This is a genomic window from Winogradskyella sp. HaHa_3_26 (genome assembly GCF_019278425.1).
Taxonomy (GTDB): Bacteria; Bacteroidota; Bacteroidia; order Flavobacteriales; family Flavobacteriaceae; genus Winogradskyella; species Winogradskyella undariae.
The window spans coordinates 604217-631126 of the sequence record NZ_CP058981.1 but is presented as its reverse complement, the minus strand read 5'-3'; the positions used below and the strand labels follow the sequence as shown (position 1 = coordinate 631126).

At 30.1% G+C, this 26910-nt stretch carries 29 protein-coding genes; 17 read left to right on the top strand and 12 right to left on the bottom strand.

Annotated features, from left to right (window positions below; genetic code table 11):
* Positions 1-3 precede the first annotated feature (3 nt).
* From H0I32_RS02715 to H0I32_RS02705, 3 genes are all read right to left on the bottom strand, one after another.
* Entirely contained in the window at positions 4-1992 is a 1989-nt protein-coding gene (locus H0I32_RS02715; protein ID WP_179313995.1) for a TonB-dependent receptor plug domain-containing protein, read from the bottom strand.
* Positions 1993-1994: 2 nt separating this feature from the next.
* Entirely contained in the window at positions 1995-2918 is a 924-nt protein-coding gene (locus H0I32_RS02710) for a hypothetical protein (RefSeq protein WP_179313994.1), read from the bottom strand.
* Positions 2919-3225: 307 nt separating this feature from the next.
* The gene (locus H0I32_RS02705; protein WP_179313993.1) at positions 3226-3591 is read right to left on the bottom strand and encodes a hypothetical protein; all 366 of its coding nucleotides are present in this window, start codon (positions 3589-3591) and stop codon (positions 3226-3228) included.
* Between the two features lie 171 nt (positions 3592-3762).
* Between H0I32_RS02705 and H0I32_RS02700 the strand changes: the two genes are divergently transcribed.
* Positions 3763-4722, top strand: a complete 960-nt coding sequence (locus tag H0I32_RS02700) for a bile acid:sodium symporter family protein (RefSeq protein WP_179313992.1) — start codon at positions 3763-3765, stop codon at positions 4720-4722.
* A 16-nt stretch (positions 4723-4738) separates the two neighbouring features.
* Here H0I32_RS02700 and H0I32_RS02695 read toward each other — a convergent pair whose 3' ends face one another.
* Together H0I32_RS02695 and H0I32_RS02690 are read right to left on the bottom strand one after the other, a co-directional pair.
* Entirely contained in the window at positions 4739-4891 is a 153-nt protein-coding gene (locus H0I32_RS02695) for a hypothetical protein (RefSeq protein WP_179313991.1), read from the bottom strand.
* Positions 4892-4902: 11 nt separating this feature from the next.
* Complete coding sequence (locus H0I32_RS02690; protein ID WP_179313990.1) at positions 4903-6267, bottom strand: NAD-dependent succinate-semialdehyde dehydrogenase; 1365 nt, start codon at positions 6265-6267, stop codon at positions 4903-4905.
* 197 nt (positions 6268-6464) lie between these two features.
* Between H0I32_RS02690 and H0I32_RS02685 the strand changes: the two genes are divergently transcribed.
* From H0I32_RS02685 to H0I32_RS02675, 3 genes are read left to right on the top strand one after another with little or no spacing between them, the layout of a single operon-like run.
* Complete coding sequence (locus H0I32_RS02685) at positions 6465-6797, top strand: YtxH domain-containing protein (protein ID WP_173586794.1); 333 nt, start codon at positions 6465-6467, stop codon at positions 6795-6797.
* Positions 6798-6800: 3 nt separating this feature from the next.
* Entirely contained in the window at positions 6801-7148 is a 348-nt protein-coding gene (locus tag H0I32_RS02680) for a hypothetical protein (protein WP_179313989.1), read from the top strand.
* Positions 7149-7184: 36 nt separating this feature from the next.
* The gene (locus H0I32_RS02675) at positions 7185-7388 is read left to right on the top strand and encodes a DUF6327 family protein (protein WP_173586796.1); all 204 of its coding nucleotides are present in this window, start codon (positions 7185-7187) and stop codon (positions 7386-7388) included.
* A 4-nt stretch (positions 7389-7392) separates the two neighbouring features.
* On the opposite strand, the gene H0I32_RS02670 is transcribed toward H0I32_RS02675, so the two are convergent.
* Both H0I32_RS02670 and H0I32_RS02665 read right to left on the bottom strand, forming a co-directional pair.
* Positions 7393-8421 carry a helix-turn-helix domain-containing protein gene (locus H0I32_RS02670; protein WP_179313988.1) on the bottom strand — a complete coding sequence of 343 codons (1029 nt, stop codon included), beginning with the start codon at positions 8419-8421 and terminating at the stop codon, positions 7393-7395.
* Between the two features lie 17 nt (positions 8422-8438).
* Complete coding sequence (locus H0I32_RS02665; RefSeq protein ID WP_256928780.1) at positions 8439-8981, bottom strand: DUF2652 domain-containing protein; 543 nt, start codon at positions 8979-8981, stop codon at positions 8439-8441.
* 238 nt (positions 8982-9219) lie between these two features.
* On the opposite strand from H0I32_RS02665, the gene H0I32_RS02660 reads away from it, so the two are divergent.
* The 12 genes from H0I32_RS02660 to H0I32_RS02605 all read left to right on the top strand — a co-directional run bounded on the left by H0I32_RS02660 (position 9220) and on the right by H0I32_RS02605 (position 19852).
* Positions 9220-9654 (top strand): hemerythrin domain-containing protein, encoded by a 435-nt coding sequence (locus H0I32_RS02660; RefSeq protein ID WP_179313986.1) that lies wholly within the window; start codon positions 9220-9222, stop codon positions 9652-9654.
* Between the two features lie 311 nt (positions 9655-9965).
* Positions 9966-10415: a ferritin-like domain-containing protein gene (locus tag H0I32_RS02655; RefSeq protein ID WP_173586800.1), complete on the top strand. Its 450-nt coding sequence runs from the start codon at positions 9966-9968 to the stop codon at positions 10413-10415.
* Between the two features lie 177 nt (positions 10416-10592).
* Positions 10593-11300, top strand: a complete 708-nt coding sequence (locus tag H0I32_RS02650) for an SOS response-associated peptidase family protein (protein WP_179313985.1) — start codon at positions 10593-10595, stop codon at positions 11298-11300.
* Between the two features lie 160 nt (positions 11301-11460).
* Positions 11461-11622: a DUF1328 family protein gene (locus H0I32_RS02645; protein WP_173586802.1), complete on the top strand. Its 162-nt coding sequence runs from the start codon at positions 11461-11463 to the stop codon at positions 11620-11622.
* Between the two features lie 203 nt (positions 11623-11825).
* On the top strand, positions 11826-13718 hold the full coding sequence (locus H0I32_RS02640) for a sensor histidine kinase (RefSeq protein WP_179313984.1): 1893 nt from the start codon (positions 11826-11828) through the stop codon (positions 13716-13718).
* Positions 13719-13721: 3 nt separating this feature from the next.
* Positions 13722-14369 (top strand): response regulator transcription factor, encoded by a 648-nt coding sequence (locus tag H0I32_RS02635; protein ID WP_179313983.1) that lies wholly within the window; start codon positions 13722-13724, stop codon positions 14367-14369.
* A 247-nt stretch (positions 14370-14616) separates the two neighbouring features.
* Entirely contained in the window at positions 14617-15039 is a 423-nt protein-coding gene (locus H0I32_RS02630; RefSeq protein WP_173586805.1) for a hypothetical protein, read from the top strand.
* A gap of 50 nt (positions 15040-15089) precedes the next feature.
* Entirely contained in the window at positions 15090-15695 is a 606-nt protein-coding gene (locus H0I32_RS02625) for an SIMPL domain-containing protein (RefSeq protein WP_173586806.1), read from the top strand.
* Between the two features lie 434 nt (positions 15696-16129).
* Positions 16130-17113, top strand: a complete 984-nt coding sequence (trxB, locus tag H0I32_RS02620; protein ID WP_173586807.1) for a thioredoxin-disulfide reductase — start codon at positions 16130-16132, stop codon at positions 17111-17113.
* A 160-nt stretch (positions 17114-17273) separates the two neighbouring features.
* Entirely contained in the window at positions 17274-17861 is a 588-nt protein-coding gene (locus H0I32_RS02615; RefSeq protein ID WP_179313982.1) for a YceI family protein, read from the top strand.
* Positions 17862-17910: 49 nt separating this feature from the next.
* Positions 17911-19188, top strand: coding sequence for a hypothetical protein (locus tag H0I32_RS02610; protein ID WP_179313981.1), 1278 nt, complete (start codon positions 17911-17913; stop codon positions 19186-19188).
* A gap of 64 nt (positions 19189-19252) precedes the next feature.
* Positions 19253-19852, top strand: a complete 600-nt coding sequence (locus tag H0I32_RS02605; RefSeq protein ID WP_179313980.1) for a YceI family protein — start codon at positions 19253-19255, stop codon at positions 19850-19852.
* Positions 19853-19861: 9 nt separating this feature from the next.
* Here H0I32_RS02605 and H0I32_RS02600 read toward each other — a convergent pair whose 3' ends face one another.
* On the bottom strand, positions 19862-20698 hold the full coding sequence (locus H0I32_RS02600; RefSeq protein WP_246293614.1) for a GIN domain-containing protein: 837 nt from the start codon (positions 20696-20698) through the stop codon (positions 19862-19864).
* A gap of 384 nt (positions 20699-21082) precedes the next feature.
* Here H0I32_RS02600 and H0I32_RS02595 point away from each other — a divergent pair, with 384 nt between their 5' ends.
* Positions 21083-23299 (top strand): ATP-binding protein, encoded by a 2217-nt coding sequence (locus H0I32_RS02595; RefSeq protein ID WP_179313979.1) that lies wholly within the window; start codon positions 21083-21085, stop codon positions 23297-23299.
* Positions 23300-23379: 80 nt separating this feature from the next.
* On the opposite strand, the gene H0I32_RS02590 is transcribed toward H0I32_RS02595, so the two are convergent.
* The 4 genes from H0I32_RS02590 to H0I32_RS02575 all read right to left on the bottom strand — a co-directional run bounded on the left by H0I32_RS02590 (position 23380) and on the right by H0I32_RS02575 (position 26895).
* Positions 23380-24096 carry a head GIN domain-containing protein gene (locus H0I32_RS02590; RefSeq protein ID WP_179313978.1) on the bottom strand — a complete coding sequence of 239 codons (717 nt, stop codon included), beginning with the start codon at positions 24094-24096 and terminating at the stop codon, positions 23380-23382.
* 104 nt (positions 24097-24200) lie between these two features.
* Entirely contained in the window at positions 24201-25973 is a 1773-nt protein-coding gene (locus H0I32_RS02585) for a PspC domain-containing protein (protein ID WP_173586813.1), read from the bottom strand.
* Positions 25970-26311: a PadR family transcriptional regulator gene (locus H0I32_RS02580; RefSeq protein WP_173586814.1), complete on the bottom strand. Its 342-nt coding sequence runs from the start codon at positions 26309-26311 to the stop codon at positions 25970-25972. Before H0I32_RS02580 ends, H0I32_RS02585 begins: the two co-directional genes overlap by 4 nt.
* A gap of 137 nt (positions 26312-26448) precedes the next feature.
* Entirely contained in the window at positions 26449-26895 is a 447-nt protein-coding gene (locus H0I32_RS02575) for a DUF4870 domain-containing protein (protein WP_179313977.1), read from the bottom strand.
* Positions 26896-26910: the final 15 nt, after the last annotated feature.

The following is a 26910-nucleotide window of genomic DNA, read 5'->3' as shown; positions in this document are numbered from 1 at the left end:
ATTTTAGAAATTGAATTTTAAAGAAGTGAAAATATTACGACCCATCCGTGGAATGTTTCCCCAATCTGCATACGTACTGTAATATTCATTTAATACATTCTCTGCACCAACTTGAACTACCGTTTTATAATCTTTAATTTTGAAGGTGTAATCTGCAGATAGATTCCATATAGTGTATGATGGCGTTTGGTCTTCTCCGTATTCTGGACTGTAATGAATTTGTTCTAAATCGCCATTAATAGACGTTTGAAAACTAAGTTTGTTATACTGATAGTGTAATGAGGTTTGATAACTTAATGGTCTAATGAATGGCAAATTGTTTTCATTCTCATCTTTTCCTCTCGCGTAGGTTAAAGTCCCTTTCCAATGTAAATTATCTAAAATTGAATAGCTACCGTTTAATGAAAAATTAAATAAGGTTGAATAATCTAAAGAGGTATAACCTTTTACACCAATTGATTGATAATTCATTGGACTTCCCAAACTTAAAATACGACCAATAATGTAGTTTTCAATGTAGAAGTAATTTACATTGGCTTGTAAGCTAAATTTATCATTAGCATAGCCAGCACTTGCATTTCCTTCGTATGATATTTCATTGTCTAGATCCGGATTTCCAATATAATCGTAACGGTCAAAACTATTATAGATGTAATAGCCATAACCTTCAGAAACTGATGGAGCTCGGTGTCCGTAGCCACCTCCTACAGAAAAAATGAAATTATCAATGTTTAACTGATAGCCTGCGTGTAAACTAGGCAGTATTCTTGTTTTTTCTTGTGGTGTTCCTGGGTGAAAAATCCAGTTAAATTCCACATATTTAGAATGGTTATAATTGACACCTAAAGAACCACCAAAATTCAGTAAACTTTTATCCGAGATTTCCCAAGCGTTGTTTATAGATAAACCTGCAAATGTTGTTGTAACGCCAGGCCAACTATATGCAAACATAGTGCGTTCACTTCGGTCTTGCGGATACATGCGCATTTCTGCAGTAGATAAATTGTTGTAAGCATTCAGCTGAATTTCTGAACTAAAACGATTTTTTTTAATGTTAGCTTTAGATAACAAACCGTAAGTTGTACTCCAACCTGGCATATCCATATGAACTAAATTTTCAGGACGTGTGGTATCATCCATATAATGCTCAATAGCATTAAAATAGATTTTGGTATCTAAGGCTTTAAATAGTCCATTTTCAAATAATTGCTTATACGTTGCTGAGGTAATTAAGGCACGCGATAACCATAAATCCATTGGCAATGCAGGATAACCAACATCATTGGCTTGGTCATAAATTGCTTCTACTTTTACAGAAGCTAATTCACTGGTTTTATAAGCTAATCCTAATGATGCGTTGAACTTAGTAAATTGTGAGTGGTTTACTTCATCGTTATTTCCATCACTATAATTTTCTGCTTTTCTGTAGGCTAAACTTCCATCGGCTACAAATTTATTACTAGAATAAGAAGCATTTGCTAAGTTGAAAAACTGCTTGTTATTAAACTCAAAGCCGGTTTGGTAGGCACCTTTCCATTTTTTAGTCAAACTAAAAGGCGTGCTTTTTCGTTTTAAATCTATGCTTCCGGCAACAGTTGCACCATGCATGTTACCTTCTTGCCCCGATTTTATATCAATACCGGCTAAATTATTGCTTTCTACATAAGAGGTTATGGGATCCATTTTATCGGTACACGCGCCAAAAACATGCATGCCATCAATGGTAATGGTAGAACGTTCAGAACTCATGTTATTTAATAACGGTTCCCAAGCATAAGCGCCACGTTTTATAAAACTAATATTATCTGATGATGCTAAAAATTCATCAACTGAAACGGCCATTTTCATTTCGGTTTCAATCTTCTTTTTAATAACAGTGATTAGTTTAACTTCATCTAGAGCTATGATGCTGTCTTTCTTTTTATTAGTGTCTTGTGCATTGACAAAAATATTAGAAATTAAAAGTGTAAATATGATTAATAATCGCTTCATTCTTAAAATAATATATCGATGTGTAATTCACTTCTAGCACCTTCAATACCTGGTGTAAATTCTGTTGAAACTTCAGTTCCTTTTATAGTTTCACCAAACTGATTTTGAAAAATGAAATTTAAAGTCCAGTTGCCTGTCATCGTATAATTCACCACACCATAATATAAACCGTCATCTTGTTGTGTAAGGTCTACGTTATTTAAAGACGAATGATTTCCCATAGAAGGTTCTGGCATTCTAGGGTCTAACAATATGGTATAATCAGTAACTTCTGTATATGAAAACTGAGTAGGGTCAGGGAAAGTTCCGGCCTCATTTGTGGGCTGATTGTATTTATAAATACCTGCAACTAATTCGTTTTCTGCTATTGCAGGTTTCTGTGGTGCAACTAAAGCTATAAAATATTGTTCGCCATCATCAGCAGTAAAGGACGTCATGTTTAAATTCATGTTGGTTTGCTCTTCAACTGTAATAGCTTGTGTTACAGAATGTATTTCTTCATTATCAGTAAAAGTGATGTAAAGTTCCCAGTTTTGAGAATCATTACTTTCTTCAGTGAATACGGCATATCCTAAATAATAATCGTCAGCAGTATTGTAATCTAAGTTGTATTGATGTGGACAAGATGTGCTATTTCCACTATAATTAGTTATAAGTGGTAAAAATGTAACATCAGAGGTGTTTACATTTTCGTTGGTATCAGTATTAGTGATATTTAAACGGATTTCGTTATAACCTTTATAGAATGTTCCGTTTAAGGCAGCTACACTGATTAAATATTCATCTTTTGTGATGGAAACAACTTCTTCGTAATCAAAATGTTCTGTAACTACGGTGTTTATTTCATCTTCGTAATCGGTTTTATCTAGGGTACATGCGGTAACTGCAAATAGCATTGCAGCTATAAAAAAATGAATCTTTTTCATAACTAATAAAGTGTTTTTATTAAAACTCTTGAAATTATAGTTGCAACTATTGATGTCTAAAATATTACTAGACATATTGGTTTTAAGGTCAATACAATAATTGTATAACCAAGCATAACTATGAGAAATAAGGATAGATAACTCGTGCTTAGAGAACTGTGTCTAATGTTTTTGTATGGTTGTATTATATCATATTTTAAGAGGAATTAATTATTCCTTATTAAAATAATATATAGCATCGTTTGGCGAAATGAAAAATCATTTTGCTAAATACAAGTTCTTAAAAAAAAGAGTCTCTATGTTAAAACTAGACTAGTGGTGGATGAAAAATAGAATCTGTAAAATGGAATTTATAAATTCTGTTGTATGAAGTCACTATTTTAGAATTTTGTTCTTTAATAAAAGAAACAAGAGGAATTTTATAAGCATCATGAAAAAACACAACTTGGTGTTCTGAAGATGATGAGTGATTTTTGTCTTTACTATTTTCTGAATCGGAAGCTTTAGCTAATTCTTTTTTTAAATGACACTTACCGTTACATTGTAACATTGGTTTTTCTTTGTTAATACAAAGTTCATTTTTAATATAATCATAAAAGGCAGCGTATTCCAAAAATGGAATAATAGGCTTGAAAAGCATAAATAATGCTAAAAAAAGTGCTGCTGTTTTCACAATCGCGAAGTTCTCGCTTTTTTTTAGAATTTCCTAATCTTTATGTGACGCTTCAAATTTCTAGAATTTATAAAGAAATGAATGAACTAATTTTGTTATCAAAATTATTTGATGATATTTTAGAACATTAAATAAAAGATACTTTATTTAGCGGTTAGAAAGAAAAGATACATGAAAATAAAGATTGATAAATTTGTATTATCTATAATAGGAGTAATAATTGTAGCTTATTTTTTTCCGGAATGGGGAATAGAAAATAGTAAAATTCCTATCAACACTATTAGTGCCATGGGAATCTCACTTATTTTCTTTTTTTATGGTTTAAAATTAAGTCCTACGCAATTAAGAGCAGGACTTAAAAATTGGAAATTACACCTTTTAGTTCAAGGTTCTACGTTTCTAATGTTTCCTTTATTAGTCTTAATTTTTAGACCATTTATTCAAAATGAAGAACAAGAAACCATTTGGCTAGCTTTCTTTTTCTTAGCGGCTTTACCATCAACGGTATCTTCGTCAGTGGTTATGGTATCTATGGCAAAAGGAAATATACCAGCGGCTATTTTCAACGCGAGTATTTCTGGAATTATAGGAATTGCACTCACACCACTTTGGATGGGTTTATTTATAGATAGCTCTCAAACAGATTTCGACTTTACTGAGATATACTTAAAATTGATAATTCAGATTATTTTACCAGTCATTTTAGGACTGTTATTACAACGATTTTTTGGAGAGTTTGCTCGTAAACACAGTAGTAAACTGACCTTATTTGATAAATCTATTATCTTATTAATAATTTATAAAAGTTTTGCAGAATCCTTTTATAACAACATTTTTAGTGCGGTATCTTTTTTAGATTTACTTTTCCTTTTTATAGGTGTCGTTATATTGTTTGTGTCTGCTTTTTTTCTCACAGGACTTATTTCTAAAAATCTAGATTTTAGTAAAGAAGACCAAATTACAGCACAATTTTGTGGTACTAAAAAATCATTAGTACATGGTACGGTTTTCTCTAAAATACTATTTGGAAATATGGCAACCATAGGAATTATGCTATTGCCATTAATGTTATTTCATGCGACGCAAATACTTGTAATTAGCATTATAGCTTCAAAACATAAGATGAAATAATTTAAGATCCTAATTTTTAAAATAACTCAAAATGAATCGCAGAAGCGACAACGGCTCCAACAAGTATAATAAGTACTAAAATTATAAATTTAGCACCAAATTTTGTTTTAGTATCTTTTTGTAATATGTAATCTTTTCTTTCTTCGTCTTCATCTTTTACAAATTTCATAATTTCTGTTTTTAATGATTAATATAAACGGTTTTCTTATTGACAAATGCCAACATACCTTCTTTAGATAATTCTCTGCCGTATCCTGAAATTTTAGTACCACCAAAAGGTAATCTAGGGTCTGATTTTACCATTTCGTTAATGAAAAATCCACCATCTTCAATTTCTAAAATACGATCAGTTGCAGCATCATAATCTGCGGTAAAAACCATAGTTCCTAAGCCAAATTTAGAATTTGAAGCCATATGGTAAGCTTCATCTTCATCTTTCACTTTTATAATTGCAGCAATAGGGCCAAAGGTTTCTTCTTTAAAAACGGGCATATTTGGTGTAATGTCTGTAATGATTGTAGGTTTGTAAAAAGCACCATCACGTTTGTTTCCATATAAAACTTTAGCGCCAAGATCTATCGATTTTTTAACTTGATCTTCTAGTATCTCAGCTAAATCTTCACGAGCTAAACATGACAAAGTAGTTTCTTCATTCATTGGGTCACCATATTTTAAGGTTTTAACTTTATCTGTGAATTTCTCAATGAATTCATCATAAATAGCTTCAACAATAATAAAACGTTTGGCAGCAATACAACTTTGTCCGGCATTTTGCATACGTGCTTTTACCATAGTATCGATGTATTTGTCTAAGTCAGCATCTTCTAAAACTATACACGCATTATTTCCGCCCAATTCTAAAAGTGACGGTTTTAAATTCTTACCTGCAAGTTCTGCGATTTTTCTTCCTGCTTTTTCACTTCCTGTTAAGGATACTGCTTTTACAATATCATTACACATGATGGTTTCTATGGTTTTGTGATCTGTAATAAGTGTTTGAAAACAACCATCAGGAAAACCAGCATCTTCAAATAGTTTTTCAATAGCAACGGCACAACCTGTAACATTAGACGCATGTTTTAATATAGCTACATTACCTGCTGTTAGTGTTGGAACTGCAAACCTTAAGACTTGCCAAAATGGAAAATTCCAAGGCATTACCGCCAAAATACAACCCATAGGATCATAACTAATAAAGCTTTCGCTTGCATCTGTATCTATAAGGTCATCTTCTAAAAATTGATCTCCATTTTTGATGTAAAAATCGATAAGGTAGATGCATTTTTCAATTTCAGCTTTACTTTCAAGAATTGGTTTTCCCATTTCTTCTGTCATCAATTTACCTAAGTTATTTTTCCTTTGATGTAATTCATTGGCTAAACTTTGAAGTAACTCTATGCGTTCTTCAACTTCATATTGTTTCCATTCTTCAAAGGTTTCTTCGGCTAACTTCAACTTTTTATTTATTGATGCTTCAGAATCTAGTGTATATGTTTTTAAATGACTCCCATTATAAGGATTTTGTGTGTCTATAGTTGTGCTCATAATTAAATTTTATATGAATCAAAGATAATTGTTCTCCTTGTTTTTAGATGCTTTGAATGCTAGAATATTTAACGCAAATAATAAAATAGCATTACAGCTAATATTGATATGTATAGAGTTAAATAGAGGTGTGTTTATTGCGTATCTTTGAGTAACAGCAAAGCGCTGAACATTTAATTATAAAATAAAATAACATCATGAGTAATAACGGAAATACAGTTTTAGGAATTTTAGCGGGAACAGCAGTAGGAGCAGTTTTAGGAATCTTATTTGCACCAGATAAAGGAAGTGAAACGAGAAAAAGAATAGCAGATGAAGCTGCAACAAGAAGAGATCAAATGGCAGAGAAAGCTACAGAGTTGAGAGATTCTTTAGGAAACACAATATCTGCACAAAAAGATAATTTAGATCATCAGGTAGAAGCTATCGTATCTAACGCTAGTTATAAAGCAGAAGACGTAATAACTACACTTGAAGCAAGATTAAAAGAATTAAAAGATAAAAATAAAACGTTACAGAAAAAAGCATAATCCATGAGTGTATTTGAAGATATTAATCGCACAACGGATAAAGCATCAAATATCGGCGAGCGCTATGTTAAGGCGTCTCGCCAATATTTAAGGCTTAAGATATTTCAGCAACTTACCTTGTCATTAAGTATGGCGGCTAAGATGTTGGTTATTGGGGCCTTTGTATTTGGTGGATTCGTTTTTATTTCTATTGCTGCAGCTATTGAATTAAGCCATACAGTAGAAAGTTATGCCCTTGGGTTTTTATTGGTTGGTGGCATATATATGCTATTAGCGATTCTTGTTTATCTATTAAGATCTAAGTTTAACGCTTTCATTATTAAGAAAACAGGACGTAAGTTTTTTAGCTAATTCAAATTCTATTTTAAATAATTATAATTCAAAGACATGAAAACTTATACCTCATTTGAGCAAATTGATAACGATTTAAAGTTGCATAAACTAGAGCGTGACATTGCCTGGGAAGAACTTAAATTAGTAAAAGGTGAAATTAAACAAGATCTTAGTCCATTAAATTGGCTAAACTCGGCATTAAAATTAACAAGCAAATACAGCTTTGTTGCGCTTCTTAAAAAATGGTTTTTTAAATAGATGATTAGACTTCTACTTTAGCTGTAATTTGTTTTTTAAACTCATTTGGTGAGATATCATATTTTTCTTTATATATTTTAGAAAAATAACTTCGACTTGTAAAACCTATTGAGTATACAATTTGAGAAATGTTTAAATCTGTAGTTTTAATAAAATTTCTTGCCTGTTCTAAACGAATATGACGTATAAATTCTGTCACAGTTCGTTTGTAAAGAAATTTAAAACCATCTTGAAGTTTGGCCTGAGATAAACCATATTTTTCAGATAATTGATCTAGAGAGTATTGTTTAGCAGGCTCTTTTTGAATTAAATCGCAAATCTTCTTTATTGTTTTTAATTCTTTTTTAGTTAGAGAATTAGGCAACTCTTTTCCTGCAGTTTGTCTTTCGTGTTGTTGAATGTGTAAGGATAGAATTTCGTAAACCTTAGCTTCGATTTTTAAGACACGTAGCATGCCCTTAGCCTTAATTTTATGAATTTTACGTACATCGTCAGCCATTTTTAAGTTAAGCTCACCAAAATGCATGTATCTATTTTCGTAATCTCTATCTACAAACAATTCATATAATTTTTTATTCAAAGAAGCTACGTTAGTTGTACGCTTCTTCATGAATTCTTTTCTTACAATCTGAATAATATTTACCTCAAGTTTTTCATGCTTAGGGAAATGTAAATAGTTTATACCTTCAGATTTATTTGTGAATATTACCGATTGAAATTGTTCGGTTTGTCTTGCTGTATTTTGTTCCCCAAAGCGATGCGAGAAATAACCTTTTAGATTGTACATAAATCTGATAGGGTTAAAATCTTCTGCTTCAATCTTTAGAATAAATTCTTTATTAAAAGTAATATTCATATCCAGTAAATTTACGCCCCAATCAAATGGAATATAAATTATCTTTCCCTTCCCATTACTATTATCTATAGTCATGGTGTATTCTCCCCATTTCTCTTCAATTGTACCTCCTAAATGAGCACTAATTTGAGTTAAAATATCCTTTGTGTTTTCAGGATTTATTACAATTTCAATCATTCTATTTAATTCGTTGGTTATACTAGAGGCGTTAAATCTACGTAAGCGTAATTTACATCTCCAATATGTTTGTAATTTTCATCCCCTTGTTTAAGTTTTGCCCAAAATAATCTCTCGTCTAAATCTTCGTTTGCATATTGATCGAGCAAGGTTTCGGTGAATAAAATATATTCGTCTTTATCAATGGTGTTTTTAAGTAATTTATGAGCTATAATAACATCTTCGCCCATAAGCTTAATGTGTTTACCTATGTTAACAGCTTCAACATCCTCACCGTAATGTAAAATTATTTTTAAGCCAAGAGATGTTATAATTGGTTCTCCATTTGTTTCTTGCTTAAAGTGTTTATCTAAAGTAGCAAGCTGTTTATAAAATTCGGTATAAAATAAAGTACACTGATCAATTAATGTTTTTAAGGCTGGTAAATCACCTCTTTTATAAAAAAGGACAGCATCTCCCTCAATTTCAGAGACTCTTAATCCAATTTCATTCGAATATATAATTTGATTAAGTAAAGCAGGAACAACTTTAGCGCTCAGATCTGTTTCTGCTTCGCTCATAAATTTAGTAAAACCACTAATGTCGGGTATACAGATTAGCATAGTTTGAATTCGTTTTAAAGTAAAAATAGTTTAAATAAAAAGAGTATGTCTTAAAAAAATATAAAAAAGCGCTATAATTTATTTGTTCTACTATGGTTTATCAAATCCGTTAAGCTTCATCTTAATAGAGCAAATGATTCCTTTGTATTAGGTATATCTTTGAGATAAATCAATAAACAATTTAAATCAATACATCATGAATATTTACGAAGCTATACGCAATGATCACGATATACAACGCGACCTTTTAAAGCAATTGGTAGATACTTCTGGCGATACTAAAACAAGAAGCGATTTATTTAAAAAACTGAATAAAGAACTTTCTATACATGCCAACGCGGAGGAACGTCATTTTTATAAGCCGTTAATTCCTGTAGATATGATGCAAGAACATGCCAGACATGGAATTGCTGAACACCATGAGATTGATGAACTTATAGAAAGATTAGAACAGACAGATATGGACTCTTCTGCTTGGTTAAAAATTGCGAAAGATTTAAAACATAAAGTAGAACATCATTTAGAAGATGAAGAACATAGTTTTTTTCAGCTTTCGGGAAAGGTGTTCACTGACAAAGAAAAAGAAGAATTAGCTACAAAATATGTGAATTATATGAAAGCACATAGATAGTATCATTTTAGGTTAGGTTGGAGAGCTATCCTTTTAAAATTTCAAAAATGAGTATCAAAACTGATTATTGGGTTTTAAATGAGATAGCTCTTTTTTATGTGCTGATAATTAGTTTTTTTTAGCAGGTTTATTTTAATAAACGTTAAGATTTTAAGAACTGAGTAATAACGTTAATCTCTTCTTTAATTGAATTAATAGGTATTGAATTTCTTCATTAATTTTGAATAGAAGCTAAGTGAAAGCTTAGAGTTTAGGATGTATAACGGTAAACATCATTAAAAAAGTTACCTGTAATAAAAAAACAAAAAAAAATGGCAACATACACAGAAGAAGTAGGAAGTAAATTAAATAATTTATTAGAGAAAAATTATGACGCAGAAAAAGGCTATAAGAAAGCGGCAGAAAATGTAAATCACTTAGGTCTTAAAAATTACTTTAACCGTAAAGCAGAACAAAGGCGCACTTTTGGACATGATCTTAAATCAGAGATTAAAACATTTGGACAAGAGGTAGATAAAGGAGGTAGTATAACAGGATCTGCTCACAGAACATGGATGGATGTAAAATCTTGGTTGTCTCAAGACAATGAAGAGTCCATGTTAGAAGAAGCTATCAGAGGAGAAAAGGCTTCTGTAGATGAGTACCAAGATGTATTAATGGAAACGAGCTTGCCTAGTAGTACAAAATCAATTTTGCTATCTCAAAAAAAGAATATCGAAACAGATTTATCTGAGGTAAAATCTTTAGAAAATTTAAAATAAGTTTCAAATTAGACTTAATTAATTAAAAAGAGCGTGTATTCGTATAAAAACGAATACACGCTCTTTTTCGTTTGTACACCAGGCATTTAAAAAAATAGATTAGGTTATGGGCTAGTATTTTTTTTGTATCAGATAATGGATAAGGCTTTGTTTTAGTTACTTGCAGTAAAAAGAAAGATGTTCTACAAATTATCAAATACGACTGATATACTTCAATTAGAGGGTGATTTTGACGCAAAATTTAAATATCCTTTGCTTTACAGAACAACAGCAATTATTAATGGCCTTTTAGAAGAATCATTACCTGTAATAACAATGGAAACTCCAGGAGTTATAGACTATGCCATTTGGGGTTTACTTCCAGAAAATTACAGGGAAGATTGGCAAAGTTTTCAAAATTTAACAAATACATTAAATACCTCTATTAATGATCTAAATTCTTCTAATTGGTTAGAAGAAGATATAAAGTATCAACGTTGTGTGGTCATCGTTTCTGGTTTCTTCACCTCTTATTTGTATAACGGTGAAATTTATCCTTTTTACGTTTATGAAAAAGATCACAAACCATTTGCTCTTGCAGGTATTTATTCTAGATTGAGTGATGGTTTTTTATCATTTAGTCTTATTACAACTCCTGCAAAAAAACATAAGATAAAAGAGATTCATAATTTAGGTCCAGATTTTCCTATCGTTATTAGTTCAGATCACTATAAATCTTGGCTAGAGTATGATGTTGATTTAGAAACTTTTGGATATGGAGAAATAGGATCTGTAAATTTAAAAGCTCATACAATATCTAAAGAATTTTATAAAAACCAAATCATGTATCAAACCATTTTAGAGCCAGCGCACTATAATGATTTTCCTATGGCTACTTTAAAATAGTTCGGTTTTGTTTTACTGTATATTTACAGTTTGTGTTTCAACCTTTTGTGTTCCGAATAGGTTAATAATTAAATCATTAGAGCAAACGAATCCTATCTGTATCAGCGATATTTGTAATGAAGGTTAGAAGTTCTAATCTAATTAACTAAAACCAAAAAATATGTTACGTTGGACAATCACATTCGTTATAATAGCAATCATAGCAGCCGTACTTGGATTCGGAGGAATAGCAGGAGCAGCAGCAGGAATCGCTAAAATTATCTTCTTTATTTTTATAGTACTTTTTGTATTATCATTATTGAAAGGAGTATTGAAGAAATAAATAATTCAGTATATAATATTATTAATAGTCTTAAGAAGCGTAAAAACTTTTTAAGGCTATTTTTTTTCACTGAAATCAGTGACTAAAAGCCTATAGTGTTTGTTTAAATTGCATTTTAAACCTTTTAAAATAGTATTACGATCTAATGTTTAGAAATTAGAAAGTCTATATACTATTTTTGTAAAAAGATATAAAAATCAAAAATGCAAATTAAAAACACGTTTTATCTTTTATTAAGTATGCTTTGTTTTGTTGGCTTCGCTCAACAAAAGGATACTTTTAGAGCTTTTGGTGAATTACCTAGAATGGTGGATTATAAGCTTTATGAAAATTTAAAATATTCCAAAAATCAAGAAATTCGATTTAAATATTTAGATACTATTGCTATGATTTATTTAGAATCTGGTCATGCAGATTCTTTAATGCATTATGGACACCTTATTAAAAATGAAGCGCTCTATAAGGGGCGAAATATTAAAAATAGAGATGAGATTAAACTTAGTGGTTTATATTTTGAAGGTGTTGCCGCTCAAAAACTGGGATTATTAGAAGAATCAATTAAATCTTTAATTGAAGGTATTGAAAGCTCAAATTCAGAACAATCTATTCAAAAGTATTTAAAATTACAGTTAGCAGAAACTTATTTGCTTAAAAGCGAATTAGAAAAAGCTAAAGTATTACTAGAAGAATTACCGCAAGAAAAAGCACCTCATGATTTTTATTTGAAAAATGAAGTTGTTAAAAGTCAGTATTTAATCCAATCTAATGACTTGGACCTAGCTGAAATAATGATAAATAAAGCTTTATCTGAAGAATTTATCGATAACTACCAAAAATTAAAATTAGAATTACAACTCAATTTATCTGAAGTAGAGCTAAGACGAGGTCATTTTGAAAGTGTTTTAGAGACGGTAAATAAGATTAAAACTACGGCGTTAAATAGCGGGTTTTATGATGTATATATTGAAGCCACTTTAGAGATAGGCTTAAGCCATGCCATGTTAAAAGAGTATGATGCTTCTGAAGTTGTGTTAACTACAGCGTACATAAACACCATACAATGGAACCGTTTAGAGTTAGAACAAAAAGTTATAGGTGATTTAGTGAAGCTTTATAATGTTAAAGAAGATTATAAAAATGCTTATAATTTAATTACGCAATACCAAAGGGTAACAAAAGAAATAGCGGATAAGCAAAATCAACGTTTAGTAAAAGATTTAGAGTTAAAGTATGAAACTTTAAAAAAGGAAAAGGAGATTAGTCAATTGCAGGAAGATCAAATTTTGCAACAAGCAGAGATTGAACGTCAAAAAACTATAAAATATGCTTTCTTAATAGGCTTTTTAGTGATTCTTATTCCAATTATATTATTACTAATAGTTTATTATCAAAAGTTGCAAACCCAAAGTTTATTAAATAAACAACAGGAAGCGATTAATCAACAAGAGGTTACTACTTTATTGCAATCTCAAGAATTAGAATTGGCCAAAAATACGATTTCAGTACAATCTAAAGAACGAGACAGAATAGCCAGAGAATTACACGATAGTATTGGTGGTAATTTAGCGGGTATAAAATTAAAGATGAATAGTTTGGGTGATCATCAGCCAGAGTTTAGACAAATATTAAATTTACTAGACGCAACTTACAATCAGGTTCGTGAGATTTCACACAGTTTAATTCCTAAAGAATTTGAAGGTTCTGCATTTACAGATTTAGTAAATAGTTATTTAGATAGTATTAGTAAATATGCTTCCGTAAATTTACGTTTTGAAGCTTACCCTAATGATGAAGTAAACGCGATTGAGGTATCGCTTCAAGTATCTTTATTTAATATCATAAAAGAATTAGTAACTAATGCTTTAAAACATGCTAAAGCAGAAGAAATTAATGTTCAAATTACATCATTCTCAGAAGATAAAAGTATTGAGCTTTTGTATGAAGATGATGGGGTAGGGTTCGATTTAAATAAGACGAATAAAGGAATCGGTCTAAAGAATATGGAAACCAGAGTGGCTAATTTTAAAGGTCGAATTTCTATAGATACAGCAATAAACCGAGGAACCGTAATAAGTATAAGCTTACCACAAAATTAATTTATGAGTACATCATTTTCTATAATTATTGCCGATGACCATGCTATGTTTTTAGATGGGTTAACAAGTATTTTGGCAGAAGAAGCGTCTATTAATATTATTCTAACGGCTAAAACTGGAACTCAGGTTATAAAATATCTAAGAATTAATACAGACGAAAAAATAGATCTGGTAATTACAGATATTAATATGCCAGAAATGGATGGTGTAGAATTAAATACCGCTATTAAATCAGAGTTTCCTCAAATAAAAACTCTTGTGGTTAGCATGCTCGAAGATGCTAAAAAAATAAAAACACTTACCGAAGCCAATGTTAATGGCTATATCTCTAAAAATGCTGAGAAAACAGAATTATTAAAAGCTATAAAATCGATATTAGAAGGTGAAAATTATTTTTCACCACGTATTAAACAAGTCGTAATGGAAGCTATGTTTTCGGCAAAATCTAATCCAGAAATCTCACTAAGTAAACGTGAAACTGAAGTTTTAAAGTTTATAGCGCAAGAGTTCACAACACAAGAAATTGCAGATCAATTATTTTTAAGTAAACACACCATAGAGAGTTACCGTAAAAATCTTATTTCTAAGTTAGGTGTACGTAATTTAGCTGGTCTTACACGTTATGCTGTAGAAAAAGGGATGCTAGATTAATTACCTCTTTCTTTTTAGTAATTTACTTAAATATTAAGTTATTAGAATAACTCATAGAACATCATACTTTGATTTTATGAGTGACTAAGCATGTCTTTTAGCTTTATATATTTCCCAAATTATAGCAATAAAACTTTCCATCCCTGAAAACAGGGTAAGTATTTTTACTACTTACAGTACGTTTTAAAAGCACTAAAGATCCGAAATTTGCATCATAACAATAACTAAAACTAAAAAATTAGAACTTATGATTTACGGAATTACTTTAATCCTTTTAAGCATCATCGCAGTACCATCACTTATTTTATCAAAAAAACCTAACGCACAAGAGTTGTTAGATAAAGTAGCACCTTACCAAGGTTGGATTGGTCTTGTATTTTGCATTTTTGGAGTTTGGGGAATTATTTCAGCTTTACTTAATATAGCTTTATTGTCAATAGCCCCTATTTGGTGGATTACTTTATTAGCTGGTAGTGTAGTAGAAGCAGCACTTGGATTTATGTTAGGATTTGGTATGATAAACCAATTAATTTTAAGTAAAAATGAAGCAGCAAAAGCAAAAGGAGCAGCATTAAGAGAAAAATTAGCACCAAAGTTAGGTCAATTTGGAATCTTAGGATTAGTAGTAGGTGGTTGGATGATTGCAGCATCTTTCTTATTTACTATTTAATTATCAGAATAGATTAATTCACAAAATAAAATCAATAAAATATTAATATTATGAAACAGTTAATTTTAGCAATACTATTATGTATTTCTACATTAGGAATTGCACAAAACACATCAGGTAGACGCACTATAAGTGTTTACGGTGTTGCAGAAAAAACAACTCAAACTATTACTTATAAAACAGATGTAACGCTGACTTTAGATAATAGTTATTATACGGATGATCCTTATAATAGTTTAGACGAATTATTAGTGAAATACTACGAGAAAGTTGATGAGCTAAATATTGATAAATCAAAATTCACAGTAGACGAATTATCATATGTGTCTTCAGGATATAGAAAAGATGGAACTGTTCTTAGATTTGAAACTAGTGATAAGGAGGAAATCTTAAAATTAACAAGTATTAGAATGGCACAAGTAATGCCAGCTTATATTCAGGTGAAAACTAAAACACCTGAAGCAGATATGAAAAAGTTAATGACTAAAGCGTTAGAAAATGCTCGTGAAAAAGCAGAAATGTTAGCAGCTATTAGCGGAGATGAAATTGGCGAAATATGCTCAATAGTTAGTGATTATGATACATCTGATTACTGGCAATCACCAAATACAGATTCAGAATATGTAAGATTATCTGTTGTTTTTACATTGAAATAAAAATTTATTTAAGGGTGAAGTCTGCGTTGCGTTATTTTAATAATGCTCGCAGACTTTGTGATTTTAAAAACTTACGAGCTCCTATGTGCCATTTAGTTTTTTTTAATTAGAATTAGAAATTTCTTCTACTTAAAGAACCTTTGTTGTTAATTTATTATTGTTTTTACAAGAAGATATAAACACTGAGGTGAAACTTAAAATTAAAATATTGTATCTCATAATATCTATATTTTTACTTTTAGACTCCTATAAATTACTAAATTAAAGACAAAATCAAGATGTATTCAAAATATTTATAGCACTATAAATACTGTTAATAACTTATAAGTAAGGATTTAATGAAAAAACCTACTTTTGTTTTAGCTGCTTTTAACTGTTTGTTTAAATTTTAAATCAGTGAAATAGAAGCATAGTAAAATTTTAAAACACAAGATATGTCAGATACAATAGAAAAAGTAAAATGTTTAATTATAGGTTCAGGACCAGCAGGTTATACGGCTGCGGTTTATGCAGCTAGAGCAAATATGTCTCCTGTTTTGTATCAAGGTGAACAACCAGGTGGTCAATTAACAACAACTAATGATGTTGAGAATTTTCCTGGATACCCAGAAGGTATTACAGGTCCAGAAATGATGATGCAATTACAAAAGCAAGCTGAACGTTTTGGAACTGATGTACGTCATGGTTGGGTTTCTAAAGTTGATTTTTCTGGAGATGTGCATAAAGCATGGATTAATGAAGATAAAGAAATTCACGCGGATACTATTATTATTTCTACAGGTGCGTCTGCAAAATATTTAAACTTACCTTCAGAACAAAAATATTTAAAATTAGGTGGTGGTGTTTCTGCATGTGCAGTTTGTGATGGTTTTTTCTATAGAAATCAAGAAGTTGTAATTGTTGGAGCTGGAGATTCTGCTTGCGAAGAAGCACATTATTTATCTAAACTTTGTAAAAAAGTAACCATGTTAGTTAGACGTGATGAGTTTAGAGCTTCTAAAATTATGGCACAGCGTGTTATGAAAACAGAAAATATTGAAATCTTATTTAATACAGAAACAGACGAGGTTTTAGGTGATGGTCAAGTTGTAACAGGAGTAAGGGTTTATAATAATAAAACAAAACAAAAGCACGATATTGAAGCTACTGGTTTCTTTGTTGCTATTGGTCATAAACCTAATACAGATATTTTTAAAGATATTTTAGACTTAGACGAAACAGGTTATATCATTAATGCTGTTCCTGGAACAAGTAAAACAAATGTAGAAGGTGTTTTTGTTAGTGGAGATGCAGCAGATCATGTATACAGACAAGCAATTACTGCAGCCGGAACAGGGTGTATGGCAGCTTTAGATGCAGAGCGTTATTTAGCTGCTAAGGATGCTGATTTTGAGATTGCTACTTCAAGTTATAACTAATTTTTTTTTAACATATTTAAGAAGCCGAAGTTTTACACTTCGGCTTTTTTTATGTAAAATTTAAATATGTTAAATTTTTGAATAAATCTTAAATCATGATTTTCATCATAATTTAATGGTCTTTAATTGTAAATCTTTGCGGAAACAAAAAAACGTAACTATGAACAATTTAATTAAATCACAAGTATTTTTTCTAGCAGTATTTTTAAGTAGTCTGTTTTCTTTTCAGGTTGCTACATCTCAAAACTATACATTAAGCAATAGTAGTTCTTCTTTAGAAATACATGGCACATCTTCTTTACACGATTGGACAATAGAAACAGAAAAACAATCTGGGAAATTAGTGATTTCTAACACTGATAATTTAGAGATATCTAGTTTAAATATTACTGTAGAAGCTGAAAGTCTTGAAAGTGGTAAATCTGCCATGAATAAAAACACTTATAAGGCTTTAAATACAGATGATTATAAAACAATGACTTATAGTCTTACTTCTGTTTCTAATGTAATAAAAAACAGTGACACTTCTTATAAAGTTACCACAACTGGTAAAATGACTATCGCTGGTAAAACTAAAACCATTTCTATGGACATGACTGTTACTTTAAGCGGTGCTAAAGTTACTCTTGTAGGTGAAAAATCTTTTAATATGACTGATTTTGGTGTAGAACCACCAACAGCGATGTTTGGTACTATTAAAACAGGAGATGCTATTAAAATTACTTTTAATTCAGTGTTCAACAAATAATAATCAAGACCAATTAATAAATAACAACTAACAATTAAATTAGAAATTTATGAAATCAGTATTAAAACTAGCAACCTTTGCCATTGTTTTTACAATGGGATATTCAATATCTGCACAAACGGTTAATCCACGCGATTTTGACAATTACAGACAACCAGACCAAAGAGGTGTTAATGTATTTGAACCACAAAAAGATACACTTACAACTTTTGAAAACCTATATGTAAGAATAGGTGGGGCTTTTGCTCTTCAATATCAAGCATTAGATAATGAGAATTCAGGTGTAACACCTTTAGGAGAAGTAGGAAGTAACTTTAACTTAGCGACTGCTAATTTAGATTTAGATGTAGCACTTTATGATGGTGTAAGTATGCATTTAAGAACTTATTTATCTTCACGTCACCATAACGAACCTTATGTAAAAGGCGGATATTTTCAAATTGATAAATTAGATTTTATCCAAGAAGGTTTTTTAGGAGATCTTATGAGCCACACGACTATAAAAATTGGTCATATGGAAAATAACTATGGTGATACACACTTTAGAAGAACAGATAATGCAGAAGCTATTTACAATCCTTTTGTAGGAAACTTAATTATGGATTCATTTACTACTGAAGTAGGTGCTGAAGTTTATTATAATACAGGAAATGGATTTTTTGGAATGTTAGGTTTTACAAATGGTAAATTAAACCAAAGTGTAGAGGAATCTAACGGTACAACTGGTGGTGCTGCATTTTTAGCAAAATTAGGATATGATAAACAACTTTCAGATGATTTAAGAGTGCGTTTAACAGGTTCTTTATATAACACAGGTTATGCACAAAATGTATATTTATATTCTGCAGATAGAGCAGGTTCTAGATACTATGACATAATGCAGGATGCTACAGCAACTAGTGATAACTTTAGATCTGGACGTTTTGATCCTGGTTTCAAAAATCAAATTACTGCTATTATGATTAACCCATTTGTAAAGTACGGTGGTTTAGAGTTCTTTGGTACTGTTGAGTTATCTTCAGGGAAAGCATTAAGTGAAACTGACAGAAGAAATACAGAGCAGTATGCAGGTGAAGCTATTTACAGATTTGGAGAGAAAGAAAATGTATTTGTAGGAGCACGTTACAATACTGTAAGCTCAGAATTAGCTAGTGGTGACGATGTAAGTATTAATAGATTTCAATTAGGTGCAGGTTGGTTTATGACCAAAAACGTATTAATGAAAGCAGAATATGTTAATCAACAATATAATGATTTTGCAGCAGGAGATCTTCTTGAAGATGGACAGTTTGATGGAGTTATTTTAGAAGCTGTAATTAGTTTCTAAGAAATTAAGTTAATAAAAAGGCCTTTATTTTTGAAATAGAGGCCTTTATTTTTATATTTAAATCATGATTAGAACATTTTTATTTCTTTTTTTATTTTTACTAGGACCAGTAAAACAATCTGTTTCTGAGACAAAAGTTTTGGACTCAAAGGAGTCTGTTGTATTTTTTTCTTCTGATAGTTATTTAAAGATTAAAGGAAAAACCAATGTAAGTACTTTTGAGTGTAATTTTGATATGACCGCTATTTCAGAGGCGATTAAAATCAGTTATAAGGATTATGATAAGAAAATTAAATTTGATGACACTAAGTTAATTCTACCTAATTTAGAATTTAATTGTGGAGGGAAAATGATCAATAAGGATTTTAATGAATTATTGAATACAGAAGAGTTTCCTGAAATAACTTTAAAGCTAAAAGAGATTTCAAAAGTTAAAATTAATGACAATTCAATTACAGTTACTATAGAAATTAAAATTAGTGATATCATTAAAACTTATAAAATACCAGTTTCTATAACAGAAGATAGTAATCTACATGTAAATGGTGTAATGCCTTTAGATATTAATGATTTTAACTTAACGGCACCTACAAAAATGTTAGGTATGGTTAAAGTTTCTCCTCAAATTGAGATTCAGTTTTTACTTAAAATATTAGAGTCTTAAAGAAAATAATTATCGATTCTTCTTTTGCAATTTAGCTGTATCTTCAAACTTTGTAATCGTTATTGCAGGACTACTAAAAAGATAAATTTCACTATTACCCGATGCAGCAATAGAAATACTTTCCGTTGCAGAGATTGTTAAATCACTATTATCTTCTAACGTAACTTCTGTAGTCTTAACATCAAATTTAGCACCATTAAAGTTCGTAGAATTATCCATTCTAATAACCGAACTATTTGCATTACCTTCAATAACAGCATCAGATCTTAAATACAAATCAAAATCAGAAACTTTACTATTTATAAAGGCATCTAACTTGCTATTGTCACTTAATTCTATTTTTGTTTTATCTGCAGTAAGATTTAATCGTGTTTTAGATTTTCCGGTACTCTTATATGTGAAGTTTTGTGCATTAATATTCAAATAAGCTCTAGAGTTGTCTGAAGTTATTAAAGTAACGTCTGTAAGTTCCATAGAGGTTAAAGATCTAATTTCTCCATTTCCTCTGGTTTCAATAAGGCTAAGTTCATCGCCATAATTTACAGTGATATTTAGTTTCTTTTTAGAAGTGATTTTGGTAGTCTCTACAAAAGTAAGCACACCATCACTTACATTAAATTGAATAACTTCATGTAAATTATCATCAGCTTCAACATTTACAGATGGTTTACTGTTATAAACAACTTCAATCGAAAAATCTCCATCAACAATAATCGAGTGAAAATTATCAATATATGTTTGTTTAATCGTAACGTTTCTATCTCCTTTAATCTTTTCTTCTGATTGTGCTAATACTGTTGTTGTAGCTACAATCATTAAAAGTAAAATGGGTAATAATTTTTTCATTTTATAGGTTTTACAATCTCTTTTTAAGAGACCCAAAGTGTGCAAGATAGTCACTTATTTTAAGTTTAGAAATCATTATCATATTCTGATTGTCAATATTAATGATTTCTATTTAATTTTGGTCTAAGAAAAGGGATTATACTAAGATAAGCAAAAACCATCCCAAATTATATTTTTTATTTAAACTCACTTTTATAAGTGTTTATTTACTCCTTTATTTATGGTTTTTTTTAATAAAAAATGGTAAATTGTTCAATGTTTATTCTTTATATTTAACAAAGTAATAAGATTGTAATTCAACTGTTAAATTTGAAAGTATAATTATAAATACACCACTTTTACAAAATTAATAGTGATATTTTTGAAGTGTAATTTTCCCTATAAATGTTTTTAAACAATACAGAAAAAATATATCAAATATTAGATGAAGCTTATGTTTCTAGAACTAAAGATGTTTTAAATAGTATTGAGTTAACTAAAGAAGCACTTCAATTAAGTGAGCAAATTGATAATGAAGAATTAATCGGAAAGTGCTTAAATCGATTAGGGCTTTATTACATGATAATTTTTGAGTTTGAAAAGTCTAATGAATTTTCAGCAAGAGCATTACTTATTTATAAGTCCATTAATGTTAAAAATGGGATTGCAGATTCTCGTTATAATATTGGTAGTGTATTTTATAAAACAAATGATTATTATAGCGGTTTAATTCAACTTTTAGAAGCTCTAAAGTATTATAGAGAGGTCGATAATTTTCCAGGAGTCTGTAAAGTAGAGAAAGCTGTTGGTACTATTTACGAATATATTGGAGATAACGATAAAGCACATAAATCTTATGTTAGTGCTATTAATACAGCTATAAAATTATCGAATAAAAACTTAGAGTCTAATATTCTCACTAGTTTATCTGGTTTATACCTCAAAAAGAATAAAATAACTTTAGCAAAAGAGAAAATAGAACGCTCTATAGAATTAAAAAAAGAAACTAAAGATCTTAGAGGTTTAGGTTTTGCTATTTATGGGCGAGGTGATATTTTTTTAAAAACGGGTTCTTATAAAGAAGCAAAACAAGATTTTTTTAAAGCTTTGGATATACATATGGAAGTCAATGAGAAATTTGGTTCCGCATTGTGTTTGTCTAAACTTGGAGAAATGTATAATATTCTTGAGGATTTTGAAAAAGCTGAATATGTTTTAAAAGCAAGTGTAGAGATTGCTGTAGATATTAATGCAACAATAATTAAAATTAATAATTACAATCTGCTTTCTAAGATGTATAAAGCGCATCGTAACCATGTAGATGCACTTCGTTATCTAGAACTTCACGTCACAGAGAAAGAAAAAATAACGAAAAATCAGACTGTAAAAGTTATTGAGCATTATGACCTTATTAACCAAATGAATAATTTGGAAAATGAAGCCCGAATTAATAAGGAAAAACAAAAGGCTATTGACATCATTAATAAAGAAGAGAAAGAAGCTGTTAGATTAAGACAAGAGTTTTTATCTATAATGAGTCATGAAATTAGAACACCATTAAATGCGATTACAACTATCATTTCAATTTTAAAAGATAATATTGTAAACGATGATAAAGAGTTGTTTAGTAGTCTTCAATTTGCTTCTAAAAATTTAATAAATACAGTTAATGATACTTTAGATTTTACAAAACTAGACTCTAATAAATCAGTATTAGAAGTGCGTAATGTTAATCTTAAAGAATTATGCTTAAATGTTATTACTCTACATAATAACAATGCAAAACTAAAAGATCTTAATTTAGTTTTAGATAGTAGTATTCCTGAGAAAAGATATTATTCTTTAGATCAAGCCAAAATAGGTCAAATACTAGGTAATTTAATAAGTAATGCTATTAAATTTACTCATAGAGGAGATATTATACTAGCAACAACATTAGTCGATGAAGACAAAGTTTATGATACTATTCGTTTTAGTGTAACAGATTCAGGTGAAGGTATTTCTAAGGAGAATTTAGATGTTATATTTGATAGTTTTTCTCAAATTAAACCAGTTACTACAAGAGATCAAGGTGGTACAGGCTTAGGGCTTGCTATTGTTAAAAAGCTAGTAGAACTTCATCAGGGACAAATATTAGTTAAGAGTGATCTTGATATAGGATCTGAATTTTATTTTACACTGAAGTTAAAAAGAGTTGTAAATATTGTTGAGGAAGAACAAATTGATTACAGTAAACTTAAAGGTCAAAAAGCACTTATAGCAGACGATACTTTAATTAATGCCTTGCTTATGAAGAAGGTGTTGAAAAAATGGGATGTTACTTCAGATATTGTTAAAGATGGAAAAGAAGCTGTTGAAGCATCAAACATTAATAAGTATGATTTTATTTTAATGGATATTCACATGCCGGTTATGAATGGGGTGGAAGCAACAAAAATAATTAAGGGAAGCAGTAGTAAGAATAGTACTTCTCCGATTTTTGCAGTAACTGCAGATGTACAAACTAACGAGCACGAAGAAAACCGAATGTTATTTGACGCTATTTTATGGAAGCCTTTAGAAATTAAAAAACTTTACATTGCTTTATCTAAAAAGTATAATTTTAATGAAACTGAAGGATAGCTCTTTAGCTCATGTTAATTAAAAAAAGAATCCCGAAATCTATTAAGGATTCCGGGAGTTCTATGATTGATTGACGGTATTTAGTTTTGTTTTATGCTTCCTGCAGAATTATCCGTTTTATTGATTGTTTCAGGATTTCCAGAATATTTTATGTCACCACCACTTGTTGCATGGGCTGTTAATACTTTAGTACTATAAACATCGATGTCTGCTCCGCTAGTTACACTAACATCTGCTATTTTTGCAATTAATTGAGAAGCTTCAATATCACTTCCGCTTGTCGCTGAAGCAACAAGATTTATAGTAGATCCGCTTACGTCTATATCACTTCCACTTGTAGCATGGCAGTTTAAAGCTTCGGTCTTTACATTCAATTTTATATCAGCACCACTAGTACTGTTTAATTCTAAACTAGAAACTTTAATAGTATTGTTACCATAAACATCACTACCACTTGTGGCTGTGATTTTTGAAATTGTTTCAATATTTAGAGTCACTTTTCTTAAAGTTGATAGTCCTATATTTTCACTAGTATAGATTCTTAAAGTACCATCAACAACTTCTGTTATAATTAGATCATGAAGGTTTTCATCTGCTTCTACAGTTAATGCTTGGTTATCAGATTGTGTAATGTAAAGATCTAATGCATTACTTATTTTAATTTCGTTAATGTTTTGGTTAATAGTACGGTCTGTTTTTATAACATTACCATTGCCTTCTACGCCACCTGAGAAATTACAGGATAGTAAAAGTACGCTAATAATACTTATGGTGATAATTCTAGTTAATGTAGTCATGATTTCTGTTGGTTTTTTGATTGATGAATATTTTGTTTTTATAAATTTAAGCTAATTGTACTCAGTTGCATATTATAATTTGATGAGCTGTTAAATGTGTGGTATCAATTGTCATTAATTTTTATGTTAACGCCATCCTCATCGTTTATTTTAATACTAATTGCTGAGGTTTCATTTGTATTTGATGATTCTGTATCTATCATTTCTTCCTCTTCATTTTCAATTTTAAACTCTTTTATACAACCTAGGCATTCCACATCATCTTCAATTATTGTATAATAGTTATTTTGCATTTCACGCTTTAATAAATTATTAGACGAATTATATTGTCTCGTAAAACGCGAAGCATAGTTATCAGGATTAAAAACAGTTCCTTCTGGTAAATACAATGTAATTTCTATATGTTGATCACTAAATTTATTAGATGCCTCTGTAATTAAATAAGAGTCTAATCTTAGTTCATTTCCAATAGTTTTAAAATTGTAATCAATATTATCAGCACGTTTTCTAGCCAATTCATAATTGCTACCGCTAGCAAATGCACTCACTTTTAAATGGGCTAAAGAATCTGTAGTAGATTTTATTGTAAGTCTAATGTCTCTAGCAGATATAATACTACTGTTATTATCCTTAGGGCTTATTCTGTAATTATAATAATTGCTTTGTAAATGTTTATTATAGCTATCGTGGCTTATCATTTTTATCTTTAAGGTATCACCCGATTTAATATTCAAACTATCATCAAATTGTACAATATTTGCATCATAGGCTTGCTCTGTTGCCTGGCGTATACCAACAACAACGAGTCCTACTATAGCCATAGTCCAAATTCCTAATAATGTGAATTTAGCAATGTTTCCAATTGATTTTAAATTGTTAACTAAAATCTTCAATCCTAGATAGAATATAAAAAAGAAAGGAATTGCAATGGCAAAAAACAATAATAAAGACATTAACCAAATAGGAATATTTGCAGCGTTAGAAGCATTTATAAAATCTAATCCAGGAAAATGGACAGCGTTTGTTATACCTATTGTAAAAAAAGCGATTATAAAACCTATAATACAACTAAGACCAATAAAGATTAGTAAGATTCCAATAAATTTAGCAATCACTTTAAAGAAAAACATAATAATGTTTCCTATCGTTTCAAAAAAGGATTGTGAGCTCGATTTTAATTTACTGCTTTGCTTTTGAAAATCGACACCCTTCACGGTTTCAGAGACCTGATCAAAACCTTCTTTTATTTTATCTCCATGCTTTTTTAAATCTACATTTTTTAAATTTTCAGAAACAGTATCAATACCATCTTTAATTTTTTTCTCAATATTGCTAATGTTTACCGCATCTCCAGTCATGGTAAGCTTTTCAGCTGTTGTTTTAGCTTCAGGGATTAATGCCCAAAGTATAATGTATAAAAGTATACCTGTACCAAAACTAAAAAATAAAATCACCCAGAGAAGACGAATCCATAGCGCATCTAATCCAAAATAATGACCAATACCAGCAGCAACTCCACCAATATAAGAGTTATCTGTATCTCTAAAAAAACGTCGTGTAGCAGTCGTTTTTCTTTTGGATTGTTGCTGAGGTTCGTCTTCAAAAATTTCGTCATCCACTAAGTAATCTTCTGGCTGTCCCATAATGGCAATAACGTCGTCTACCAACTTAAGACCTACAACTTGTTTTTGGTTTTGAATACGTTCTGAAAACAATTCAGCAATTCTAGCTTCAATATCAGCAATGATTTCAGATTGACCTTGAGAGTCTGTAAATGAACGTTTAATAGCCTCAAGATAGCGTGATAATTTGAGGTAAGCATCTTCATCTATATGGAAGAATATACCTGCTAAATTTATATTGACTGTTTTATTCATTTTTTTGGTGTTTTAGTGTTGGTAACTAGGTTAACGGCATTTTGTAATTCACTCCAAGTGGTATCTAATTCGGTAAGAAATAGCTTTCCTGTTTCTGTAAGTCCGTAGTATTTTCTTGGCGGTCCTGAGGTAGATTCTTCCCAACGGTAGTTGAGTAATCCTGCGTTTTTTAATCTTGTTAATAGCGGATAAATTGTTCCTTCTACGACCAGCATTTTTGCGTCTTTAAGTGTGCCTAAAATTTCGGCAACATAAGCATCTTCATCGGCGAGTATAGATAATATGCAATACTCTAAAACACCTTTACGCATTTGTGCTTTTGTGTTTTCTATTTTCATATATGTTGTCTGTTATGTGTTAGGACTTTATGTGGATTGCACATTAGTTTAAGTCTTTTAATTTTAATTAAACTGTTCATTTTTTGATTGATTTGATTATTGATGAAATATGATGTTCTGAATAAATTCAGGATTGATTATTTTAAAAAATTGATAGTAAACGGATATTTAAACGCATTTCCGTCTCTAGCTGATAAACTCGCTTTAACAATAAGTGCTAATTCTACTATAAAGGCAATAACGGCTAAGAAACTTAATCCTCCACCAACATAGAATAGAGCAGAAGGCTCGCCAACATTAATATGAAAATTGTTTAACCCATTAAAGTCAATAACATCTAAACCGCCCAGTATTTTAAAAATAAAAAGAGGCACGCTCAATGTTCCTAATATAATAGCATAGAGTAATACACTAATTTGAAAATTAATAGCTTGTTTGCCATGTTGATCTACAAATTCAGATTTACTTTTATTAGCAGCCCATAGAACGATAGGTCCAATAAAGTTTCCAAAAGGAATCACAAATCTCAAAAAAGTAGACAAATGAATAAATGCTGCTAAGTTTTTATGGTGGTTATCAATCATTTTATAAAGTATATA

Bases quoted from the DNA above. Each gene is read 5' to 3' on its own strand.
- H0I32_RS02715 (WP_179313995.1), bottom strand. From the start codon at position 1,992: ATGAAGCGATTATTAATCATATTTACACTTTTAATTTCTAATATTTTT.
- H0I32_RS02710 (WP_179313994.1), bottom strand. From the start codon at position 2,918: ATGAAAAAGATTCATTTTTTTATAGCTGCAATGCTATTTGCAGTTACC.
- H0I32_RS02700 (WP_179313992.1), top strand. From the start codon at position 3,763: ATGAAAATAAAGATTGATAAATTTGTATTATCTATAATAGGAGTAATA.
- H0I32_RS02695 (WP_179313991.1), bottom strand. From the start codon at position 4,891: ATGAAATTTGTAAAAGATGAAGACGAAGAAAGAAAAGATTACATATTA.
- H0I32_RS02690 (WP_179313990.1), bottom strand. From the start codon at position 6,267: ATGAGCACAACTATAGACACACAAAATCCTTATAATGGGAGTCATTTA.
- H0I32_RS02685 (WP_173586794.1), top strand. From the start codon at position 6,465: ATGAGTAATAACGGAAATACAGTTTTAGGAATTTTAGCGGGAACAGCA.
- H0I32_RS02680 (WP_179313989.1), top strand. From the start codon at position 6,801: ATGAGTGTATTTGAAGATATTAATCGCACAACGGATAAAGCATCAAAT.
- H0I32_RS02675 (WP_173586796.1), top strand. From the start codon at position 7,185: ATGAAAACTTATACCTCATTTGAGCAAATTGATAACGATTTAAAGTTG.
- H0I32_RS02670 (WP_179313988.1), bottom strand. From the start codon at position 8,421: ATGATTGAAATTGTAATAAATCCTGAAAACACAAAGGATATTTTAACT.
- H0I32_RS02665 (WP_256928780.1), bottom strand. From the start codon at position 8,981: ATGAGCGAAGCAGAAACAGATCTGAGCGCTAAAGTTGTTCCTGCTTTA.
- H0I32_RS02660 (WP_179313986.1), top strand. From the start codon at position 9,220: ATGAATATTTACGAAGCTATACGCAATGATCACGATATACAACGCGAC.
- H0I32_RS02655 (WP_173586800.1), top strand. From the start codon at position 9,966: ATGGCAACATACACAGAAGAAGTAGGAAGTAAATTAAATAATTTATTA.
- H0I32_RS02650 (WP_179313985.1), top strand. From the start codon at position 10,593: ATGTTCTACAAATTATCAAATACGACTGATATACTTCAATTAGAGGGT.
- H0I32_RS02645 (WP_173586802.1), top strand. From the start codon at position 11,461: ATGTTACGTTGGACAATCACATTCGTTATAATAGCAATCATAGCAGCC.
- H0I32_RS02640 (WP_179313984.1), top strand. From the start codon at position 11,826: ATGCAAATTAAAAACACGTTTTATCTTTTATTAAGTATGCTTTGTTTT.
- H0I32_RS02635 (WP_179313983.1), top strand. From the start codon at position 13,722: ATGAGTACATCATTTTCTATAATTATTGCCGATGACCATGCTATGTTT.
- H0I32_RS02630 (WP_173586805.1), top strand. From the start codon at position 14,617: ATGATTTACGGAATTACTTTAATCCTTTTAAGCATCATCGCAGTACCA.
- H0I32_RS02625 (WP_173586806.1), top strand. From the start codon at position 15,090: ATGAAACAGTTAATTTTAGCAATACTATTATGTATTTCTACATTAGGA.
- trxB (WP_173586807.1), top strand. From the start codon at position 16,130: ATGTCAGATACAATAGAAAAAGTAAAATGTTTAATTATAGGTTCAGGA.
- H0I32_RS02615 (WP_179313982.1), top strand. From the start codon at position 17,274: ATGAACAATTTAATTAAATCACAAGTATTTTTTCTAGCAGTATTTTTA.
- H0I32_RS02610 (WP_179313981.1), top strand. From the start codon at position 17,911: ATGAAATCAGTATTAAAACTAGCAACCTTTGCCATTGTTTTTACAATG.
- H0I32_RS02605 (WP_179313980.1), top strand. From the start codon at position 19,253: ATGATTAGAACATTTTTATTTCTTTTTTTATTTTTACTAGGACCAGTA.
- H0I32_RS02600 (WP_246293614.1), bottom strand. From the start codon at position 20,698: ATGAAAAAATTATTACCCATTTTACTTTTAATGATTGTAGCTACAACA.
- H0I32_RS02595 (WP_179313979.1), top strand. From the start codon at position 21,083: ATGTTTTTAAACAATACAGAAAAAATATATCAAATATTAGATGAAGCT.
- H0I32_RS02590 (WP_179313978.1), bottom strand. From the start codon at position 24,096: ATGACTACATTAACTAGAATTATCACCATAAGTATTATTAGCGTACTT.
- H0I32_RS02585 (WP_173586813.1), bottom strand. From the start codon at position 25,973: ATGAATAAAACAGTCAATATAAATTTAGCAGGTATATTCTTCCATATA.
- H0I32_RS02580 (WP_173586814.1), bottom strand. From the start codon at position 26,311: ATGAAAATAGAAAACACAAAAGCACAAATGCGTAAAGGTGTTTTAGAG.
- H0I32_RS02575 (WP_179313977.1), bottom strand. From the start codon at position 26,895: ATGATTGATAACCACCATAAAAACTTAGCAGCATTTATTCATTTGTCT.